The organism is Proteus sp. TSJ240517 (assembly GCF_047921575.1).
In the GTDB taxonomy this organism is placed as follows: domain Bacteria; phylum Pseudomonadota; class Gammaproteobacteria; order Enterobacterales; family Enterobacteriaceae; genus Proteus.
Genome location: NZ_JBLRMH010000001.1, coordinates 486,138 through 505,286, shown reverse-complemented (window position 1 = coordinate 505,286; position 19,149 = coordinate 486,138). Strand labels below are relative to the sequence as shown.

Sequence of the window (19,149 nt, the reverse complement as noted above, 5' to 3'; positions counted from 1 at the left end):
AGATAACATCGTGAATAATTCAAAATACCTCTCAGTTCTTATTTTTTTAGGAATACAAAATTATACTCAAAATCTGTATGCAGAGGGATTTGACACATCTTTATTAGTTGGAAAATCAAAGCATGGCGATATTTCACGATTTTATATTGATGATAAAGTACCTGAAGGAAAGCAACTTGTTGATGTGTATGTCAATCAGGTGTGGAAAGGGCAATTTGAAGTCAATGTGCTAGGGAATAATACGGGGATTAGTTTTGAGTCGGATGATGTAAATAAGTTAGGTTTAAATCTATCTTTGTCGGCAAAGCAAAAAATAGCACAGCAAAAAACAATTTTATCTAATGAATTGGCGACGGGAGTTGCTTCAACATTAGATATTAATAAATTAAGACTGGATATCACAGCACCTCAGATTTCTGTTAAACAATCAGAAATGGGATATGTTGATCCCAGTTATTGGGAACAAGGTATTTCAGCACTGATTTTATCTTATAATTTAAATTACTATAACTACAAAGAGAAAAAAGGGAATAAGAGTAATAACGAGAGCTTTTTTGCCAATATTAATTCAGGAATTAACTTAGGGGCATGGCAGTTTAGAGACGAGTCTAACTATACTTATTATTCTCATGGTAAAAGTCAATGGAAAAATAATACTCGCTATATCTATAAAGCATTAAGCCAGATAACAGCAGGATTAACGATAGGTGATTTTTATACACCAGCCGCACTCTTTACCAGTATTTCATTTAGAGGCGCTTCATTGGCGACCGAAATGGGAATGCTACCTAATTCAAGTCAAGGGTTTGCACCTATTATTCGTGGCGTTGCACAAACAAACGCATTAGTGAGTGTTTATCAAAACGAAAACTTAGTTTTTCAAGAGAATGTGCCCCCTGGTGAATTTTCTTTTCGTGATATTCAGCCAACAGCTGGTGGTGGTGATCTGTTAGTGGTGGTTCAAGAAGCGGATGGCAGAAGAGAGTCATTTACTGTGCCATTTTCAGCCGTTCCCGATATGCTAAAAGAAGGTGTATATCGCTATAACGTGATGGTGGGGGAATCACGTATTAATAATACCGATTACCGACCTAAATTTGCGCAAGGTGAATTTCATTATGGCTTAAATAACCTTGTTACGCTTTATGCAGGGGGAATTGCCAGTGAAGACTATTATTCGGCATTGATTGGTAGTGGTTGGAATTTCAAATTTGGGGCGATTTCTGCCGATATAACTCATGCAAGTGCAGATCTACAAACAGGCAAAAAAACAGGGCAAAGTTTTCGTCTTGCATATAGCAAATATATGGATGCCACACTAACTAATTTAACACTGGCGGCTTATCGTTACTCTACCCGTGATTATTATAGCTTTGTGGACTCAATTTACTCTCATGATAACTATCAAGCTTGGAAAGATTATCAAAATGATCTTGCTCAACAGCAGGGAAATAATAATGCTGCATCTGATTTAGATCTCACAACATTTGATGCACTACGCGGCTCTAGAGCAAAAAATACGTTTACCATAAACCTTAATCAATATTTAGGCGGCCAGCGAGGTGTTATTTTCCTTTCAGGAACGCATCGAAATTATTGGAATACTGATGAGAGTAATCGAGAGTATCAACTAGGTTACTCAAATAACTATAAAGATATTGCTTATAATCTTTCGGTATCAAAATTAAGAAATTACGATAATAAAGAAGAAACTCGTTATTATTTAAACGTCAGTGTGCCCATTTCATTCTTTGATAAAAGAGCAAATATTAATACTTCGGTTTATGCCACTGATTCACGCTATCAACAATCTACATTGAGTATGAGCGGAACAGCAGGTAAAGATGACTTGGTTAATTATACCTTAACAGGCTCTAATCAGACGGGTGGGAATAATTTAGTCGGTGCTAATGTGAGCTATCGCCATCCTTATAGCACTTTATCTGCCTCTTATACTGAAGCAAATAATTATCGTCAAGGTGGACTGGGAACCCGAGGAACTATTGTTGCTATACCTAGTCATATTGCGTTTTCTGGGGATACTGGAAAAACTTATACTATTATTGAAGCGCCTATGGCGAATAATATGATGGTTAATGGGAATAAAGCGACATTAACCAATAATCAAGGTGTTGTTTTAGTCGCGAATACGATCCCTTATCGAACGAATACTTATATATTAACAAATACAGAATACCCATCGAATGCAGAAGTTTTAGGAAATATAACGCATGTTACGCCTTATTTAGGTGCTGTTAATCATCTCACATTAACCACGGATCAGCGCAAAACGTTCATTATCAGAGCTTCTTTAGAAAATGATGAAAGCTTACCTTTTGGTACTGAAGTTTTAAATAATAAGAAACAGAGTATCGGTTATGTTGGGCAATCGAGTGTACTTTATTTAAAAAGTGATGCGTTACCTTCTTCTGTCTCGATTAAATTAAATGAGGCAGGAAAAACAGAGTGTGTGATTAATCATTTAGTTAATACGATGGATAAAAATAGTAATATCTGTCGATAAAGGAAAGTCTTATGAAATCATCTGCCTTTATATTTTTAATGCTATTAGGAACAATAAGCCAGCAGGCAATCGCTAACTGTAAACCCGATAGCACTATTACTGCACCCAACGTTAATTTTGATTTATCTGCGGATTTAAATAGTACTTCAACAACGATCACAAAATCGAGTAGAACAACATTTCCAGGTACATATAAATGTACAGCAAGAGGATTATTATTTCCTAATACAGTGGGTATCGCTTCACCTTTTAATGATGGACGGACGGGAACAATTGGTTTTAATGGTGGTAAGCAGTTTGTTTCTATTACGTTAACGTCATTAGAAAAAGATAACGTAACGAATATTCCAGCGGGAACACATCCTGCTTCAGATTTAGATACTAACTTTACATTGAAATTTACGTTATTAAGTAGTAAACCTTCGACCAACTACACTGAAGTCAGTGGCAGTACAGCAATTGTTACACCCGTTATTTTAGCCTCTGATGCATCAAGTTTGGGGCTTGTTCAATGGTTATTGAATATTGTCACTAAATTAGTTCAATTTTTATTAACGTGGCAGTGGCCGGTTGATCAAAACGATATTTTCTTACAACCAATGCAAATTACATATAATCCTGTAATGACAACATGTAATTTTTCTAATGCAGGTTTAATTGTTTCATTGCCGTTAATTAGCGTAAAAGATGCAAAAACGGTAGATAAAGCAGGATATACCCCTTTTACATTAAATTTTACATGCCAAGATTTTTTGAGCGGTTCAAAAGCATCACGTAATATTAATATGTTTTTATCAAGCCAGAATTTATTGGCAACGGATAAAACCGTATTAACCAACACAACAGCACAAGGTGCAGGTGGTGTTGGATTCCGTGTCGTAAAAAGTGATAACACCGCAAGCCCGCTTATTTTATCTGACAATATTAATACACAAGGTAGTGCGACTAGTATTTTTAGTGTTAATCAAGGTGGCACCATATCCTCTGCATTTTCGATAAATATGGGCGCTTATTATTATCCTTATAATATTAATTCAGTCACTCAAGGAAAAATGACAAGTGCGGCAACACTTGTGATGTCTTACGATTAATAAGCCATAAAAAATGGAAGCGAAAATGAAAGGTGTTTTAATTCTATTATTCATGTTGATAACACATTTTACTTATGCAAGTGTGGTGCTTGAGCGCACTCGTTTAATACTTTCTGCCGATAAATCGATAATATCGTTGCAAGTTTTTAATCGAAGTGAACAGCCGACATTAATACAGAGTTGGGTAGATGAAGGGAATATTGCGTCCACACCAGAAACGACAACAGCACCTTTTATTGTTATTCCACCTATGGCAAAAATAACTGCAAATGGTGGATTACAATTAAAAATACAACAATTAGAAAACAGGTTACCCAAAGATAGAGAATCTGTTTTTTATTTAAATGTATTAGATATTGCACCTAAACCAGAAAATAAAGAAAACCTCAGTACATTACAATTAGCATTGCAAACACGAATTAAACTTTTTTATCGTCCAGCACAACTTAAGTTAACCACCGAGGATGTTTTTAAAAAAATAGGGATAACTCATAATGGAGAATATTTAGAAATAAATAACCCTACAGCTTATTACTTTACAATTTCGAAGATGTATTTTGATGATAAAGAAGCACTATTAACAAATGCCATTATGGTTGCTCCTTTTGCAAAACAGCACATTCAATATCAAAAGCAAACTGATATGAACCAAGTAATTACTGTTATCTATATCGATGATGATGGAAACTATCAGCAAGATAAGAAGAATATACATTAATTATATTTGTATAATAAAAAAGGCCGCATATTATTAATGAAATTAATATGCAGCCTGTACAGCCAACGATTAACCTTTAATTTATCGCTTAGCTTACATCTTCGTTATCCATAACATGGTGACGTTCAGCATGATAGCCTTCTTCGTCATAACCAAAACGCCAATAAGGAACGGCATAAATCAAGCTACGATCGTAACCATTATCACGACGAATATGGCGTCTTAATGCACGAATAATTTTGTCTTCACCTGCAATCCAAAATGCCACATCTTCAGCAGGTAATTCCCACGACATAAATTCATTAATTAAGTTTTGAGTTTGTTCTTCAACAGAACCAACTAACCAGATTATCTCTAAGCCACTAGGACGTTTAATTTCTTGGCGATGCGTTTCGTCTTCTACTCGTATAACGACTTTCCCTTGAACATTAGGCTGCATGGCTTCAATTAAAGCCATTAAAGCAGGTAATGAACTTGGATCTGCTGCCATATAGTAATGTGACGCTGGTGCTAATAAAGGCTCAGGGCCACCTGGATTAGTGATCCCAATATAGTCGCCTTGTTTAGCATTTAGCGCAAAATGAATAGCGGGGCCTGCATCGTTATGTACTGCAAATTCAATATCTAACTCTTTTTGTTCAGGGCGAATAGCGCGAACACTATAAGTACGTACAATCGATCTTGGTTCACCTTCAGGCCATTTAGGGCCTTTTTCAGAAAAGCCTGGGACTGTTGGTTTAACTTGGCCTTCTAAAGGTAAGAATATTTTTAAATGTGCCCCCGCAGTATCTGCTGGGTAAGTATTTAAATCATCACTCGTAAAGGTGATACAACGCATTCCCGGTGTAACATCAGTAATGCGCTTTACTTGAACTAGGCGAGGAGGCGCTGGTTTATAAATACTCTTTTCTTGAGGTGTTTTTTTGTTACTCACGTTTTTTTACCTGACTCATTTAATTGTTTTATTGACGTAGATATTATCATTTTCAATTAATAATGATAGTCATTATCAAAATTAACGTTGATTTAGTAAACGAATGCGTATTTTTTTACTTATGTCTAGTGATTAGGTTCAAATTAACAATAAAGAAAAAAACTTAAAAATCAATGTAATAAGCTTAATGTAATAACTCTAAGGCATTAATTAAAAAGTCAGAGATAAATAAAAATACTAAATTACAATACAGAGGGAGGTGAATTGGTGTTCTTTTTTTAACGAAGGAATATTTTCAGATGGTTGTAACAAAGGAAGAAAAATCAATTAATACAGTGAGTAAACTTAATAGTAGGTATACTCACTGTATTGTCATATTAATTCAGCACTAGATTAAGCTTTTGGATCTGGACCAAATCTGTTGTCACCTTTAGTACCCTCAAGGCACATAAAGACAAAAACAATTAATCCACCAACAGCAGGAATAAATGCAAGTAAGAACATCCAACCTGATTTATCTTGATCGTGGAAACGACGAATAGTCACTGCAAGACTAGGTATGATAATTGCTAAAGAATAAATACCTATAATAATACCTGCAATTGAACCTAGTGAACTCATTTCACCTGTATTCATATCTACTGATGAAATTAAAATAGCGTATAGAACAGTAATAATAATGGTATTTACTAGAGTAAACATCCAATATTCTTTTCTGCGAGCACGGCCTGAAAAGTTAGCGTAATTATTTTTAATGACTTCCAAATACCAATTCATGACTTCATCCTTAATTTAGTAGCAACAATACGTAAGCCTAGTGTAAGAGATCTTTCTTAGCAATTAAGATAAATCTAAATTATCAAAATATGTATTTTGAACAGATATTATCCATATCCACACTTTTAATAGGGTGTGGATTTAATTCTTGAATTAATCATATGAGCATACCTGAATGACACATTCAGCGTGTCTTTATAGAATAATACAGATATGGATCCTCTAGGCGCCGATATCATAATTACTTTGGAAGCCTAATTCAACATTCATTCTATCTTATTTCTAGAGAAGAAGGCTTTTTATAGGATTATTTATATTTTTATTTATCGTAATACATGCATAAAAAAGATTTTATCTCTTATTGTTAATCAAAAATGATGTATTTAAAATGATTTTATCAAGGAGTTTGATTTAAATTTAGTTAATCATGGAAGAATAAAAATATTTGTTTTTGTATTTTCTTTTATAAAAAAATTATTTATATAAAATTAGCTGTTAAAAGAGCATTCTAATAAGAATAGGTTAAGTTTTAATGACATTACACGGTAACCCACTATCTTAAATAAAGATAAAAGGGCTGAAGATAACTTCAGCCCTTTCTTTACTTCATTTCTATTTTATAGCTTACCGTATTCGGCGCTAGTTAATTATATTGCTGTATGTACTTTGCCTTTACTTGACTTTCATTCCGGCTAACGTCATTAAAAAACGGAAGAGGGAAGACACAGCAAATAAGGCTAAAACACTACAAAACCAAATTGTAATCAACCATCCCCATTTTTTTAATAATGAGGATTTACTTTGTATTTGTGGATCAGTGATAACCTTCTTCATAATTTGTTTTTCCTCTGAAAACGTAATAACTCCAGAATGTGTAAACGAGAATAATTGGAATAATAAACAATGCGCCAACTAGCATAAACCCTTGACTTTCTGGTGGTGCAGATGCTTCTACAAAACTAATTGCAGGTGGAATAATGTTAGGCCAAATGCTTATGCCTAATCCTGCAAAGCCTAAGAAAATTAAAGCCAGCGCACCAAAGAAAGGAAGGTAATGTCCTTGTTTTTTCACTGAGCGTAAAATTAACCAAGTGCTGTACAACACTAAAAGAGGAACAGGTAAAAAGAAGAACAGATTTGGTAATGTGAACCAACGTTCAGCAATTGCAGGTTGCGCTAATGGTGTCCATGCACTGACGGCTGCAATGACTGCAAGCATAATGAGTGTGAGAGGTTTAGCGACCTTATATAGACTCTGTTGTAAATGACCTTCGGTTTTCATAATCAGCCAGCCACATCCTAATAATGAATAGGCGATAACTAATCCAAATCCACAAAAGAGTGCAAAAGGGGATAACCAGTCAAAATAGCTACCCGCAAAGGCGCGATTAACAACTGGCAAACCTTGAACAACGCTACCCACGACAACACCTTGCATAAAGGTGGCTAAGATAGAGCCAAAGATAAATGCTTTATTCCAAAAGCCTTTATGACTGTCATCTGCTTTAAAACGAAATTCAAAAGCGACACCACGGAAAATTAATGCGACAAGCATTAAGGTTAAAGGCATTGCCAAGGCATCAAGAATAACCGCGTAAGCTAATGGGAAGGCACCAAATAATGAAGCTCCACCTAGGACTAACCATGTTTCGTTACCATCCCATACAGGGGCAACAGTATTCATCATTAAGTCACGATCTTGGTCACTTTTAATAAATGGATAAAGCATACCGATACCAAGATCGAAGCCATCCATTACGATATACATTAACGTACTAAATACGATAATGATGAACCAAATAACTGGTAAATCAATTCCCATGATGAACCTCCGGTGTACCTTTACGGATCAGTTTTAACATATAGGCATATCCAATACCGAATACAGACCCATAAACAACTAAGAAGATCAGCAGGCTTATACTCATATGCATTTCGCCATGTGCAGATACGGCATCTCGTGTTCGTTGTACGCCATAAACAACCCAAGGTTGACGTCCTACTTCTGTTGTAAACCAACCAGCAAGAATAGCGATAAGACCCGAAGGCGCCATTAAGAAAGTTAAGCGTAAGAAAGCTTTAGATTCATAAAGTTTCTTTTTATATCGCAGCCAAGTTCCCCATGCACCAACTAAAATCATTAATATCCCAAGGCCAACCATAATGCGGAAAGACCAGAAGACGATAAGTGAGTTTGGTCGATCTTCTTTAGGAAACTCTTTTAATGCCGGAACTTGTTTTTCTAAGCTGTGAGTTAAGATCATGCTGCCAAGATAAGGAATTTCTATCTTATATTTCGTTTCTTCAGCATCCATATCAGGCACACCAAAGAGAATTAACGGTGTTGCTTCTCCTGGTTCATTTTCCCAGTGACCTTCAATAGCGGCGATTTTAGCGGGTTGATGTTTTAAGGTGTTTAAACCATGAACATCTCCAATGAGTGCTTGAATTGGTGCTAAAATTAAAATCATCCATAAAGACATTGAAAGCATTTTTTTCATTGCAGATGTTTTATGGCCTTTGAGTAGATGCCATGAAGCAGATGCAGCAATAAAGAAGGCGGAAGCAAGGAAAGCTGCAACACCCATATGAGCAAGGCGATAAGGGAACGATGGGTTAAAAATAACGGCGATCCAATCTACCGGAACGACTTGGTTATTTATAATTTCAAATCCTTGCGGTGTTTGCATCCAGCTATTTGAAGCCAAGATCCAAAACGTAGACATTAATGTACCTAATGCCACCATACAGGTTGCGAAAAAGTGAAGTTTTTCACCTACTTTATTCCAGCCAAACAGCATCACACCTAAGAAACCAGCTTCTAAGAAGAAAGCGGTAAGTACTTCATAAGTGAGTAGAGGGCCTGTAATTGAGCCAGCAAAATCAGAGAAAAAGCTCCAGTTGGTTCCAAATTGATAGGCCATAACCAAACCAGAGACAACGCCCATAGCAAAGTTAACAGCGAATATTTTTGACCAAAAATGGAATAGCGCTAAATAATCCTTATTGCGAGTTTTTAACCATAAACCTTCCAATACGGCTAAAAAGCTAGCCAGTCCGATCGTAATTGCGGGAAAGATAATATGGAAAGAAACTGTGAACGCAAACTGGATACGCGCCAAATCAAAGGCACTTAACCCAAGCATAAAAACCTCGTTTTATTGATATAAAAATGTAAATTGCAGGTAAAACGTGTGGATTAGTAGACCATATGACAGTAAGCTATAATAGTGACAATAAGTTTAAAAATGACTATAACAGTTTTGAGGTAAACAGTTTTATATGACTCGATATGAACAGCTTGCATCGCAAATACGCCAACAAATTGAAGATAATATCTGGCAATCTGGCGACCGTTTACCTTCATTGCGGGATACGGTGAAACAATCAGGTTTAAGTTTAATGACTGTTTTACAATCGTACCAGTTATTAGAAAGCCAAGGATGGATAACAGCGCGACCACAATCAGGTTATTACGTTGCACATCGTAATAACCGTTTCGGTCAAGTAACCGCTAGCAAAGGGCTACACATGAGTGAAAATGTTGAAATTAGCACCTCTATTTTCAATGTACTTCAAGCGTGTAAAGATCCTGAAATTATTCCTTTTGGTTCCGCTTTCCCCGATCCCAGCCTATTTATTCAGCCTAAATTAAGTAGCGCATTGGCTTCTGCTGCAAGGCATTTAGCGCCTCAAAGTTCAGTGATCAATCTACCACCAGGAAATGAAAAGTTACGCCGTAACATTGCGCAACGCTATGCATTACAAGGAATTCATGTCTCTCCAGATGAAATTGTGATTACTGCTGGTGCAATGGAATCACTCAGTTTTAGTTTGCAAGCCGTTACCGAACCGGGTGACTGGGTCGTGATTGAATCACCTGCATTTTATGGTGCATTACAAGCCATTGAGCGTTTACGATTAAAAGCGATTGCCATTAGAACAGATCCAGTAACAGGAATTTGTTTAGATGAACTCGAAAAAGTGGTTGAGCAATACGATATTAAAGCCTGTTGGTTGATGAGTCATTGTCAAAATCCATTAGGTGGAACAATGCCTGATGAAAATAAAATAAAGCTGGTGGATATATTAGCGAAGAAACAGATAACGCTAATTGAAGATGATGTCTATGGCGAACTCTATAACAGCCAGAAAGCACCTATGCCAGTAAAAGGTTTTGATAAAACAAATAGCGTTTTACATTGCGCTTCTTTTTCTAAATGCCTTGCACCAGGATTTCGTGTGGGTTGGGTTGCAGCTGGAAAACATGCAACAAAAATACAGCAGTTGCAAATGATGAGTACAGTATCTGCGAGTATGCCAACACAACAAGCTATTGCCGATTATTTGTCACAAGGTGGCTATGATACGCATCTTCGCCGATTAAGATTATTATTAGAACAAAGGCGTTATCGTATGTTACAAGCGATACAAACGCATTTATCAGAAGATGTAAAAGTGAATATTCCATCAGGAGGATATTTTCTCTGGTTAGAATTTGAATCAACATTTGATGCGAATAAACTCTATCATTTTGCATTAGAGCGAGGTGTCAGTATTGCGCCAAGTTCAATGTTTTCCACCAGCTCTCAATTTAATCATGCATTTCGTTTAAACTCTTCTTTTCAATGGAATAGTCGTACTGAAAAAGGAATGGAAATTATTGGAGAAGGGTGCAGAAAATTACGACGTAAATAGCTGACGCCAGCGCACATTTTTAAAAGTTAACTATTGATTTATTGACGGTAATCTCCAATGATTGATCCCTAACCTCATTATCAGACTGATAGCCAGATATTGAAGGAGGATACAATGAAGCTACGTTGTTTTGATCAACAAGAGTTACCGTTTATATCATGGAATAATCAAAAAGGCACAACGCAAGAAATTGTGTGCTGGCCAGTTAATAATGATTTTTCATGGCGAGCGTGTTTAACCTTTATCGAAGAGAATAGCTCATTAGGACAGTTTCCTGACATTGAACGGCAAATAGTGCTATTAGAAGGTAATGGCATCAATTTAAATAGCCCTGGTTTTCTTAATCATTCCGTTACTGACTCTTATCAGCCTTTTGATTTTTCAGGTGATATTCCTGTTAAATCTGAACTTATTAAAGGCAGCGTAAAGTGCCTAAATATTATGGTGCGTCGGACATGTTGGAAAGCAGAGACGACCTTAATAACACAACCGCTTATTTTACCTAGTTCTCATGCAGGATTAATTTATGTCACTCAAGGTGAATGGACTTTAATTGGCGCGACTTGCCAGCGTTTATCAAAAGGACAGGGGGCTTGGTGGTTACCTGATATTCGAGAAGGTGAAATAAGACCGTTAACCGCAAACTGTCAATTATTATGGGCAGATATTCGACCACTTAAATAGAGGGCATTCTTGTGGTCAAATTCTGATTAGAATAATAAATAGTGCTTAGGATTAAGGCTAATTTAAAGCCAGATTAATTGCTGCAAATGTGAGTAATCCACCCGCGATGCCATCGTTATAGCGGCGACGTTTTTCACTTAAACCGCCTTTTAAGCCAATATAAGCAAAAAAGGTGCCGAGCAAACCATAAATAATTAAGCAAGTCGTGATAAATATCCCAGATAACAGCAATGATTGTGTTGCGATATCATTATGATTATCAATAAAGTTTGGTAAAATAGCGAGATAAACTAATAGTCCTTTAGGATTAAGAAAACTGGTTAAAAAACCTTTACGAAATAAGTGTGAGGTTTTTGAGGCATTGAGGGCTAATTGACCTTTTTTGCAGGCGGATATCAACATTTTGACTGCAAGATAACTGATATAAAACACACCAACCCATTTGAGTAAATGAAATAAAATGGGTGATGCTGACACTAAGGCGGCAAGCCCTAATGCGCTTAGTAATGCATGGGTTAAATAGCCTGATATAACGCCAGCGTTGGCAACCCATGCAGATTTCATACCGCCTGATAGCCCTTGAGATGAGATAAAAAGAATATCGGGCCCAGGTGTGCAGATAAGCGGTAGAACCGTTAATGCGAATAATAATAAAGTGTTAAATTCCATCTTTTCACCTGATAGAGATAGTTTAAGAGAAATATCGTTTTTGCTGTGAAATTTAGCGGAAAGATTATATGATGTTTTCGAAAAAATCGGGTTGCTTTGTTGCTAACAAAAAGAATTAATTGGCAATAAAATTCCACAAATAGAATTAAGGTTAATCTTTGATGTCAATAAAATTAGATAAGATAGATAAACATATTTTGCAGGTGCTTCAACGTGATGGCAAAATCCAGAACATTGAGCTGGCAAAAGAGGTTGGACTCTCACCTTCTCCTTGTCTTCGTCGAGTGCGTTTACTTGAAGAATCTGGTGTGATCACTCGTTATGTTGCTGTATTAGATGGTAGTAAGGTTGATGCAGGGTTATCTTTATTTGCAAGAATTTGGTTTAGAGCACAAGATGCTGAAACTATTGAAGAATTTGTAAAGGCTATCAAGGTATTACCTGAAGTGGTTGAGTGTCATTTAATGGCAGGCGAATGCGATGCGCTAATTCGAATTGTGACGAAAGATTTAGCAACGTATCGTCGCTTCCATGCCGATTATTTAACACAAATTCCAAGCATCCAAAGTATAAAAACAGAAGTACCAATGGAAACGGTAAAAGTGAGTTTTGCTTTGCCACTTTAATTTTCTAAACAGTTAGGTTTAGTTGATTTTAAATTATCACACGATATTCTTAGTCGAGAAAGCCTCTAGTTAAAGTTAACGGAGGCTTTTTTATAACTATAAGTTAAATTATCCAGCTTTTAATAAAACGATATATTTCTGGTGTATAAAGCAACATACAAATAAATAATGATGCACCAATAAAATAGATATCAAATGACCAAGTACATAAAGAGACGATAATTAACATTAATATTGTAAGAGTGACGATACAAAGTCTGATCTGTGTAAGAGTTATTTGACCTGCACACGATAATAACTCACCAATTAACTCAAAAAAATCGGACATCTTACTTCCTTAAAATAAATCCATTTAATAGAATTAAGTATATTAGGCTTATTTATTACAGTCTAATTTTTTATCTTTAAGTTATTTTACTTATATTGTTCCGTGTACTCTTGTAATAATAGAGCTAATAAGTAGCTCTATTATATTTAATTTCCTGTTTAGATTATCAATAAAGAAATTTATTTTTTTTGAGATAAATTGGAAAATTCTTTTGTTACAATCTCTGTGGCTTTCACAATAATATCTTTACGGTATTTTGCATCTTGTTCTTGTTGTGTGAAATAGACCACTAAAATTAATGGTGCATGGTTTTTAGGCCAAATAACGGCGATATCATTAGTCGTACCATAATCACCACTGCCAGTTTTATCCCCAACAATCCAGTGTTTTGGTAAACCCGCTTTAATACTGTGATCACCTGTTGTATTGCCTTTTAACCAAGTAACAAGCTGTTGACGTTGAGATTGACCTAATGCGTCACCTAATGTCAATGCTTGAAGGCTTTTAGCCATAGCAATTGGAGAAGTCGTATCACGAGGATCACCATGAATTGCTGTATTTAATTCAGGCTCTTTACGATCTAGGCGATAAGTTACATCATTAATTGAACGTGCAAATTGAGTGACTTTGGCTGGACCACCTAAATAATCTAAGATTTTATTCATTGCTGTATTATCGCTATATTGCAACGTAGCAGCACTTAATTGAGCTAAAGACATTCCTGTCACTAAATGTTTTTCTGTAATAGGGCTGTAAGCAACTAAGTCGGATTTTTTAATTGTAATATTCTTATCTAATAATCCCGCTTGTTTTTCACTCTCTTTTAAAACTGCCGCAACAGCCATAACCTTACTTGTACTTGCCATCGCAAAACGTTCTTCACCACGATATGTTATTTGTGAATTATCTTCCGTGTTGATTAAAGCAACACCTAAACGACCTTGGCTATATTTTTCAAGCGTACTTAATTGCTCTTCAATCGTATTATTGGTGTTAGACCATAACATTGGAGATACCAATAGAGATATTAATGAAACTGCAATCGTCGCTGTTTGGCGAAATGTTGTTTTAAACATAGTCATTGTTGCTCATATTAAGTTAATAAAGAAAATATCAATATAAATAGACAGTTATTGAGTAGATATAGAGCCGTTTATTTATGAGGTGCAATATCCTATTTAATTGATTTATTGACAATCGATAATAAATCACCTTAGCCTATAGAAAATCTAATGGCTAAAAATATTATGCGAACTCATCTTCCCCTAAATGCATTACGTGCATTTGAAGCTTCAGCAAGGCACCTTAATTTCACCAAAGCGGCATTAGAGCTGTATGTCACTCAAGGTGCTGTTAGCCAACAAGTGAGAATGTTAGAAGAGCGACTTGGCGTTATTCTTTTTAAGCGTTTACCCCGTGGCTTAGAAATGACGGATGATGCCCAGATTTTATTTTCTGTGTTAACAACGGCTTTTAGTGATATTGAGCGTGTATTTAAGCAATTTGAACGTGGTGAATATCGCGATGTTGTTTCAATTGCTGCTGTTGGCACATTTGCGGTGGGATGGTTATTACCTAGATTAGCTGAATTTAGGCAGTTATATCCAAGAATAGAATTAAATTTAAGAACAAATAATAATGTGGTTAATTTGGCTACTGAAGGATTAGATTTTGCGATTCGATTTGGTGAAGGTTTATGGCCATTGACACATAATAAAGCGTTATTTTCTGCGCCATTAACGGTGTTATGTTCATCAGATACAGCGAAACGTTTACAACATCCGACAGATTTAATAAATGAAAACTTATATCGCTCTTATCGAGAAGATGAGTGGTTACAATGGTTTGAAAAAGCAGAGATGCCGCCGATAAAAATAACAGGCTCTATTTTTGACTCTTCACGCTTAATGATTGAAAGCGCAATTTATGAAGGGGGTGTTGCATTAGCACCCGCAAAAATGTTTTCAAGAGAAATTAAAAATGGTCAGTTAGTACAACCCTTTAAAATAGAAGTTGAATTGGGAAAATATTGGCTAACATATTTAAAATCAAAGCCAATGACAGCATCAATGGAAATATTTCAGCAATGGCTAATGAATGAAGCGCTAAAAGAAATCAGTGAATGATATAAAAATAAAAAAGCACTGATTAATCTCAGTGCCATTTGTTGTTTTTACTTGCATATATTTTTTCAATTACAAAGAAAAATGCTCTTTTACTATTTCTCTGCCTATTTCAATAGATGCGGTTGCAGCAGGTGATGGAGCATTACAAACATGCAGCGAGCGTTTGCCTTTTACAAAATGAAAATCATCTACTAATTTCCCTTCACGAGTTAACGCTTGGGCTCTAACACCCGCAGGACCTGGATGAATATCTGCTTCACGTAAATCAGGAATGAGTTTCTGTGCATTTGCAGTAAATAATTTACGTGAATATGAGCGGCGAAGCTCTGCCATTCCTTCACCTAAATAATTTCCAGCAATTTTCCAAAATCCTTTATAAGTCAGCACTTCAGTGAGATCTTTTAAGTTAATATCGCTTTTTTTATAGCCTTCACGCTTAAATGCTAATACTGCGTTAGGTCCAACATCACGATGCCCGTTATACATACGCGTAAAGTGTACACCTAAGAAAGGAAAATCAGGATTAGGAACAGGGTAGATAAGATGGTTTACTAAGTAGTTTTTATTAGCATTAAGCATAAAATATTCACCACGGAATGGGACTATTTTCATTCCTGTGTCATAACCTGCCATTTTAGCAATACGATCACTAAATAAGCCGGCGCAATTAATCAACCATTTACCTGTAAATTGATTATTGGATGTTGTGACAGTAACAGTATCATCGGTTTCATTAATTGCTGTCACCGTTTGTCCAAATGCAAATTCACCGCCTCGTGATTGAATAATTTCAACGTGTTTTGCTGCAATTTCAGGGTAATTCACAATACCTGCATCAGGAACTAATAGAGCCGCGATACCATTGACATAAGGTTCTCTGACTTTAAGTTCAGATTCAGTCATTTTGATAACTTCAAGCCCGTTTTCAATGCCACGTTGATAGATATTTTCTAACGCTTTTAACTCTTTTTCATTGGTAGCAACAATAACTTTGCCACAACGATCATAATAGAGATTATGTTGTTGGCAAAACGCATATGTCGTAATGTTGCCTTGTTTTGCCAGCCTTGCTTTAAGGCTCCCTGGTGTGTAATAAATACCGGAATGAACAACATTACTGTTATGCCCACTTTGGTGAGCAGCAGGGCCTGACTCTTTATCAATCACTAGCAATTTCAGCTCAGGTTGACTCTCTTGTAGCGCACTTGCAACCCCTAATCCAACTAATCCCGCACCAATAATAATCACGTCATAAGCCATAATATTATCCATTTTATAAATTTTAAATTAACAGGGTTCTTGTTGTAATCGCTTTAATTTGCCACGTACATTGGTTAAATGAAGACGCATTCTATGGCTTGTTTCATCGTGATCTTGTTGGCGTATTGATTCGACAATTGCCTCATGTTCCGCAATCACTCGCTCAATTTCAGTATCTCGTCCTTTGTTTTTACTTAGCGAATACATTAATACGCCAAGGTAGAGTTCGTGTAAGTTATCTAAGATCTGGACAAAAAAAGAGTTATGAGAGGCAACCATAATAGAACGATGAAATTGATAGTCCTCTTTATGACCAATACTTTTGTTTTGTCTTGTTGCTAAAACAAAGGCATCGTGGGCGTTTTCGATAGCGCGTAATTCTTCTGGTGTTCGACGTAAAGCGGCAATAGCTGCCGCTTCATGTTCAATGACCTCACGCATTTCGAGCAGTGAATCTATCTCTTCAGGGCAAGCAATTTCCATTACCAATGGTTCATATTTACTGAGTATAGAATGGTCAATTACACGGCGACCACCCCCTTGGCGTGAAGTTACTATGCCACTGGCTTCTAAGACACCTAATGCTTCTCTGATGGGAACTCGACTGACGCCAAAGGCGTCAGCAAGTACATTTTCAGAGGGTAACTTTTCACCAATAGGGTAAGTCCCGTTACTAATATTTTGCTTTATCTGCTCAAGAATTTGATGCGACGCTTTTTGGCGTGAGATCTTTTGTATCATCTAGTTTTCTCCAGATGCATGCTCCATATTGGCTAACTGTTTTTTAGACCGTAATAAATGGAATGCACCCGTTAATAGGATCAAGGCGACACCTAAAAGGTCGGTATATAAGCCCGGTTTAATCATTAGAATTGCCGCTGCTGCAAATGCAATACGCTCAAACCATGTTGTTTTAATCATCCAGAAGTTTGCCGTTGCGATACTGAGTGCATAAATTCCGATTAATGCACTAATAATCATTAATCCAATTGAAAGTACACCTAAATTATCACCTTGCATCAGTAAAGCAGGGTTATAGACTAAAATAAACGGAATAATAAAACCGGGAAGTGCTAAACGAACCGCATCCCATGATGTTTGCATTGGATCAGCTCTAGCAATACTGGCCGCGGTATAACTTGCTAATGCTACGGGTGGTGTAATATTGGATAAAGCTCCGAACCAGAAAACAAAGAAGTGAGCTGCTAAAGGCATAACACCCGCTTTAATTAAGATAGGTGACACTGTAACGGCTACGACAATATATAACGCCGTTGAAGGTAAACCCATACTTAATACAATGCACACTAGCATAACGACTAATAAGATCATCCATAATGTGTTATCTGTCATTGAGACGATATTGAATGCCAATGTTGCACCGATACCTGTCATTGTCACAACACAGATGATGACACCGATTGCAGCACAAGCGACAGTCACTTGAACAGATCCACGAGCCGCTTCCGCTAAGGCGTCAGCTACTTTAGTTAATGTCATACGGACTGATTTATCAGGCGTTATCCAACTTGCGACAATAATGGTCAGAATACCTAAGAAGCCTGCATAAATAGGTGTTTTACCCACTAATAAAGTGCCAATAACAATAACTAAAGGTAGTAATAATAAACCACGCGCTTTTAATACCGCTTTAACTTGTGGAATATTCTCTTTACTTAAACCTTTTAATCCTTGTTTTTTGGCTTCGATATCAATCGCCATAATTAAAGCTGCGTAATATAACAACGCTGGAATAATCGCTGCAATAACAATAGTGGTATAAGAAATGCCTAAAAAGCCCGCCATAATAAATGCGGCAGCACCCATAATAGGTGGCATTATCATACCGCCTGTTGATGCTGTTGCTTCTACGGCACCCGCAAAGCGAGGCGTTAATCCAATGCTTTTCATTAAAGGAATGGTAAAAGTCCCCGTTGTTGCTACGTTGGCGACAGCACTTCCACTTAATGAACCTGTTAATGCAGATGAAATAACAGCGACTTGAGCAGGACCACCTCGGCGACGACCCGCAAGAGCAAGTGCTAAGTCATTAAACAGGGCTGTTGCGCCACTGACACTTAAGAACGATCCAAAAAGAATAAAGACAACAATCGCTGTCGAGGCTGTTGAAAGGGTGATCCCAAAAATACCTTCACTGGTCATAAATAAACGGTATAACAATCTTTCTACAGAAAATCCGGCATGACCGAAAATACCCATAAAATACTGACCAAATAAAGCATAGATAATGGCAAAAGTTGCAAGCCCTGGAATGAAATACCCAGTGGTTCTTCTTGCTGCTTCAAACAGTACAATAATACCCAGTATTGCCATGACATAATCGGTAGTATTGGGAATACTTTTTCTTACAACATGAAGATCGACGTAATTAAAGAAAAAATATCCATAACTGATTAATGTTAAAGCAATAAAAAGATAATCCCATCCATTAAATTTAGGCGTTGAAAAACGCTTAGAGAATGGAAACAGAATAAAGCCTAGAATTAAAATACCACTAAGAAAAATAGTATTACGGTAAAATTCTTGAGTATTTGATAATGCGTTGGAATAAATAGCGTAAAGCGAAATTAATATTGCAAGAGTCGTGGTAATTTTCAGGTAAATACCTGCAAGTTGGCGATTGCCGGAGCTTGCTTCTTTATCTAATGCAGGTGGCTCTACCGGAGTTAGGTGGTCATTATTAGTCATAACTC

Annotated in this window: 18 protein-coding genes; 7 read left to right on the top strand and 11 right to left on the bottom strand. The window is 36.5% G+C overall.

The genetic code is table 11. The annotated features are described in order from the left end of the window. The first annotated feature begins 10 nt into the window (after positions 1-10). Genes ACNARN_RS02355 through ACNARN_RS02345 form a run of 3 tightly spaced genes read left to right on the top strand, consistent with a single transcriptional unit; the run spans position 11 to position 4,333 of the window. The gene (locus ACNARN_RS02355; RefSeq protein WP_416304093.1) at positions 11-2,524 is read left to right on the top strand and encodes a fimbria/pilus outer membrane usher protein; all 2,514 of its coding nucleotides are present in this window, start codon (positions 11-13) and stop codon (positions 2,522-2,524) included. A gap of 11 nt (positions 2,525-2,535) precedes the next feature. Beyond that, positions 2,536-3,615 (top strand): fimbrial protein, encoded by a 1,080-nt coding sequence (locus tag ACNARN_RS02350; protein ID WP_198619951.1) that lies wholly within the window; start codon positions 2,536-2,538, stop codon positions 3,613-3,615. Positions 3,616-3,640: 25 nt separating this feature from the next. Then, positions 3,641-4,333 (top strand): molecular chaperone, encoded by a 693-nt coding sequence (locus ACNARN_RS02345; protein WP_416304092.1) that lies wholly within the window; start codon positions 3,641-3,643, stop codon positions 4,331-4,333. A gap of 88 nt (positions 4,334-4,421) precedes the next feature. Here ACNARN_RS02345 and ACNARN_RS02340 read toward each other — a convergent pair whose 3' ends face one another. The 5 genes from ACNARN_RS02340 to ACNARN_RS02320 form a co-directional block, all read right to left on the bottom strand. After that, complete coding sequence (locus ACNARN_RS02340; protein WP_416304091.1) at positions 4,422-5,267, bottom strand: siderophore-interacting protein; 846 nt, start codon at positions 5,265-5,267, stop codon at positions 4,422-4,424. Between the two features lie 393 nt (positions 5,268-5,660). Beyond that, positions 5,661-6,044 (bottom strand): DUF805 domain-containing protein, encoded by a 384-nt coding sequence (locus tag ACNARN_RS02335; RefSeq protein ID WP_198619954.1) that lies wholly within the window; start codon positions 6,042-6,044, stop codon positions 5,661-5,663. Between the two features lie 672 nt (positions 6,045-6,716). Next, a complete protein-coding gene (locus ACNARN_RS02330) occupies positions 6,717-6,878 on the bottom strand; it encodes a DUF2474 domain-containing protein (protein WP_416304090.1) in 162 nt (53 codons plus the stop codon). Further along, entirely contained in the window at positions 6,859-7,866 is a 1,008-nt protein-coding gene (gene cydB / locus ACNARN_RS02325) for a cytochrome d ubiquinol oxidase subunit II (protein WP_198619956.1), read from the bottom strand. Before cydB ends, ACNARN_RS02330 begins: the two co-directional genes overlap by 20 nt. After that, positions 7,856-9,190, bottom strand: coding sequence for a cytochrome ubiquinol oxidase subunit I (locus ACNARN_RS02320; protein ID WP_416304089.1), 1,335 nt, complete (start codon positions 9,188-9,190; stop codon positions 7,856-7,858). Before ACNARN_RS02320 ends, cydB begins: the two co-directional genes overlap by 11 nt. A 136-nt stretch (positions 9,191-9,326) precedes the next feature. On the opposite strand from ACNARN_RS02320, the gene ACNARN_RS02315 reads away from it, so the two are divergent. Both ACNARN_RS02315 and ACNARN_RS02310 read left to right on the top strand, forming a co-directional pair. After that, the gene (locus ACNARN_RS02315; RefSeq protein WP_416304088.1) at positions 9,327-10,742 is read left to right on the top strand and encodes a PLP-dependent aminotransferase family protein; all 1,416 of its coding nucleotides are present in this window, start codon (positions 9,327-9,329) and stop codon (positions 10,740-10,742) included. 114 nt (positions 10,743-10,856) lie between these two features. Beyond that, entirely contained in the window at positions 10,857-11,426 is a 570-nt protein-coding gene (locus tag ACNARN_RS02310; protein ID WP_416304087.1) for a HutD family protein, read from the top strand. 57 nt (positions 11,427-11,483) lie between these two features. On the opposite strand, the gene ACNARN_RS02305 is transcribed toward ACNARN_RS02310, so the two are convergent. Further along, positions 11,484-12,095 (bottom strand): LysE family translocator, encoded by a 612-nt coding sequence (locus tag ACNARN_RS02305; protein ID WP_198632178.1) that lies wholly within the window; start codon positions 12,093-12,095, stop codon positions 11,484-11,486. Between the two features lie 161 nt (positions 12,096-12,256). Here ACNARN_RS02305 and ACNARN_RS02300 point away from each other — a divergent pair, with 161 nt between their 5' ends. Next, positions 12,257-12,721 carry an Lrp/AsnC family transcriptional regulator gene (locus tag ACNARN_RS02300; protein WP_023582027.1) on the top strand — a complete coding sequence of 155 codons (465 nt, stop codon included), beginning with the start codon at positions 12,257-12,259 and terminating at the stop codon, positions 12,719-12,721. Between the two features lie 103 nt (positions 12,722-12,824). Here the strand turns inward: ACNARN_RS02300 and ACNARN_RS02295 are convergent, their stop codons facing one another. Next, a complete protein-coding gene (locus ACNARN_RS02295; RefSeq protein ID WP_198625688.1) occupies positions 12,825-13,049 on the bottom strand; it encodes a hypothetical protein in 225 nt (74 codons plus the stop codon). 179 nt (positions 13,050-13,228) lie between these two features. After that, on the bottom strand, positions 13,229-14,125 hold the full coding sequence (gene bla, locus ACNARN_RS02290; protein ID WP_416304163.1) for a class A beta-lactamase: 897 nt from the start codon (positions 14,123-14,125) through the stop codon (positions 13,229-13,231). Positions 14,126-14,296: 171 nt separating this feature from the next. Between bla and ACNARN_RS02285 the strand changes: the two genes are divergently transcribed. Then, positions 14,297-15,175: a LysR substrate-binding domain-containing protein gene (locus ACNARN_RS02285; protein ID WP_198632253.1), complete on the top strand. Its 879-nt coding sequence runs from the start codon at positions 14,297-14,299 to the stop codon at positions 15,173-15,175. Between the two features lie 69 nt (positions 15,176-15,244). Here ACNARN_RS02285 and lhgO read toward each other — a convergent pair whose 3' ends face one another. Genes lhgO through ACNARN_RS02270 form a run of 3 tightly spaced genes read right to left on the bottom strand, consistent with a single transcriptional unit; the run spans position 15,245 to position 19,144 of the window. Further along, positions 15,245-16,447, bottom strand: a complete 1,203-nt coding sequence (gene lhgO, locus ACNARN_RS02280) for an L-2-hydroxyglutarate oxidase (RefSeq protein ID WP_109372189.1) — start codon at positions 16,445-16,447, stop codon at positions 15,245-15,247. 15 nt (positions 16,448-16,462) lie between these two features. Then, a complete protein-coding gene (locus ACNARN_RS02275) occupies positions 16,463-17,176 on the bottom strand; it encodes a FadR/GntR family transcriptional regulator (RefSeq protein WP_109372191.1) in 714 nt (237 codons plus the stop codon). Next, positions 17,177-19,144, bottom strand: coding sequence for a TRAP transporter permease (locus tag ACNARN_RS02270; RefSeq protein ID WP_109372193.1), 1,968 nt, complete (start codon positions 19,142-19,144; stop codon positions 17,177-17,179). Positions 19,145-19,149 lie beyond the last annotated feature (5 nt).